Origin of the sequence: Rubritalea sp. (assembly GCF_039830215.1) — a bacterium.
Classification (GTDB): Bacteria; Verrucomicrobiota; Verrucomicrobiia; order Verrucomicrobiales; family Akkermansiaceae; genus Rubritalea.
Genome location: NZ_JBDOPO010000373.1, coordinates 1 through 2,771, shown reverse-complemented (window position 1 = coordinate 2,771; position 2,771 = coordinate 1). Strand labels below are relative to the sequence as shown.

Genomic DNA, 2,771 nt, shown 5'->3' with positions numbered 1-2,771 from the left:
CTATGGAATGTTCGGAACACGACAACCAACTCTAATATAAGTCGAACCAGGAATATGAATCCACTCATCCCCACCTTCCCTAAAAAAGGTGGGGATTTTTATTCCCCCATCCCTTTTTGGATCTTTGACCAATACCTTTGCATACATGAATTTGAGCCAACCGGACACCCTGTCTTTCCCACAGCGTTATAGACAAGCAAAAAATCTACTCAAGCAAACCAGCAGAGCAAGCAATCCCAATTGGTACACTGACGCTCTAGCCATCAACTTACAGCTCCACGTTTTTGTTGGCAGTGACTCTGGAGCTATCTCTTATATACGCAACACTGAATCGGGAGTTTGGGCTAAAGGCCCCAATATCTCACCCGAAATGGAGGCGGACCCAACCCTCCTCAAACCGATTCTCGATGGCATCGTAGCCGAACACCTTGCCGATACTAAAAACCCTGGAATTGGTATAATCCTTTATGTAGCTGACGAATTTTCTACTGCTGAACTTGGACCAGAACACCAAAACCCTGCAGAAATCGAAGAACTACGCAGACTCATAAAGGAGAATCCACGCTCGATTTTAGAAGACCATTCTATCTCTAATGAGTCTCACTCTTGGAGACTATTCCCTTACCCGGGTGCCGCCAGCGGCCAACCTTTTGCTACGGCCATTGCTTTCACTAGGCGGCACGAACCGCTCATGCAGGAATTTCGTAATTTCGGCTATTTAAACAATATACCCATACGAACTCGGGCGATTAGTGCCCCACTCTGCGCCATCAGCGCCCTACCTTGGCTACTAGAACAAAAGCCTGAAAACGGATTTGTTGCGATTTACCACTACCCTCGATTCACGGTCCTTAGCTTCTTTAACACTCATGGTGACCTCATTCTCATCCGTACGCTACAGCACCACGGTAACATACCTTTCTCCCCGCAAACAGCGAGCGCCATCATGACCACCACGGCTTCTCTGGAAATAGAGAACCCTCATATTTTTATCATACCAATGGCTGGGGCAACTCCAAAAGGATTAAGCCATTCTCTATCGAGTATGCTTCCAAATTCGCAAGTCATCACCCTCAGCCCAACTAGCTCAGCGCTGCACATCCCTACCGCCCCAACTGCGGCCTCAGTATCGAACGATTTAGGCGTCACTAGACCGTGGAAATGGAGTGACCTTACCGCGCAAACTTCCGTAGAATCGGATCCATCCCGGGCCGATCTACCAAACTCCGAAAGTGCAATACCTGGTGTCACTAGACCATGGGTAATTCAAGACATGCCAGCTGTTGCAATGCTCTCTCAAGTCCGTCTTGAGGTAGTCTCAACAACAAACCCTCCATCAGCAAGCAAGTCCATCTTAGCCGAAAGCCACACATTCGGCACTTTAGTCACAGAAATGTGGCCAATTCAAGACTTCCTCCCCGCCTCAACTCTTGAAACTAAACTCTACCCAGACCAAATTGAAATGAAGCTCCTTAAATGGAGCAAATGGATAAAGGTTGCAGCGGCATGTCTCGTAGTCGGCTCACTTTGCAAACTTGGTATCGATCTATCGAAATCAACCGCACACCCAGCATGGGGGTACGAAGCCACACACCCAGAGCTTCAAATTTTTAGCTACCGTAAGAGCGCTAACGAATATGATACACTAAACAATTTACTTAGCGATCGAGCACGAGCTTGGAGTAACATGGAACTGCTCACTAGACTCTTCCCTAAGGAAAAAAATGTCATCCTAAAAGACTTCAACTACAAAACCTCAATCCAAGCAACCAACGCCATCAACAATAGAGTTCCAGTCATCCGCACATGGACGCTCACAGGTAGCGCCAACTCAGAGGGCCGTGACTACCTAGAAACACTGAATTCGACCGCAGGAATGGTTAAGGTTTTTGAAAAAACTTATCAAGGGACACTTGATGAATCTTTTGACATGAGCATTCCCGGCCGAAAACCACGACCGGACATTCAGATTAAAAGAGCCCACAAGTCGCGAAGAGGCTCCACCTCTACACCAACACATTTATTTGACTTTAAGATGACCATCAACCAACGCCTAGACGACAAGGACCCTCTCACTCTTCCTCTCGCAAAGAAAAAATAATCAACGATCCTACTGCATGAATAAAAAATACATCCAATGCATTGGAACCTTTTCCATTGCTCTCCCACTTCTAGCAGCCATTATTCTGACGGGTATTACATCAATCGTTAAAGCACACTTGCTAGGTAATTTCGCAGAAAGCAAAAACACATATAAAACCGAACAAGCGCAAATTGCTGTCCTCAATGAACTTAAAATTCAACATTCAAAAAAACAGACGCAATTGAAGCAATGGAACCAACTCCTGACCGGTGATAGCTTCACAAAGGTCAATGAAAGACTGAGACAATCAATCGCTGATAGCAACAAGACAAAAACGCTACAACTAACTGACGCAAAAAGGTCAACTCGCCCGACTTACGCTGTTAATGCACCACGCTCTGCTTGCGAATTCAAGCTAGAGGGCACCTTCTCTGAAATGCAGCGATGCTTAACCAAATTAGAATGTAGAATGCCCAACCTGATGATTAATACCATGAGTCTTAATTCCCAGATAAACAGTAACCTACTTAATCTAAAACTGAATTACACAATATGGGAAAATGCACAATAACCTCACTCTTCAGTTACCTAACAATCCAAAGTTTCTGCTTTGCCGTAGAAGGTAACGTTGCCAAGTTCAACCTAGCTTCAGCCTCAGATTTCATTGAAGAAAAGATTTCAGTTTTTG

2 protein-coding genes are annotated in these 2,771 nt (G+C 45.3%); both read left to right on the top strand.

The window, feature by feature from the left end; all coding sequences use genetic code 11:
- The first annotated feature begins 145 nt into the window (after positions 1-145).
- On the top strand, positions 146-2,101 hold the full coding sequence (locus ABGY95_RS12815) for a hypothetical protein (RefSeq protein WP_347442079.1): 1,956 nt from the start codon (positions 146-148) through the stop codon (positions 2,099-2,101).
- A 16-nt stretch (positions 2,102-2,117) separates the two neighbouring features.
- On the top strand, positions 2,118-2,654 hold the full coding sequence (locus ABGY95_RS12810; protein WP_347442078.1) for a hypothetical protein: 537 nt from the start codon (positions 2,118-2,120) through the stop codon (positions 2,652-2,654).
- Positions 2,655-2,771 lie beyond the last annotated feature (117 nt).

Coding starts and splice junctions, on each gene's coding strand:
- ABGY95_RS12810 (WP_347442078.1), top strand. CDS start 2,118: ATGAATAAAAAATACATCCAATGCATTGGAACCTTTTCCATTGCTCTC.
- ABGY95_RS12815 (WP_347442079.1), top strand. CDS start 146: ATGAATTTGAGCCAACCGGACACCCTGTCTTTCCCACAGCGTTATAGA.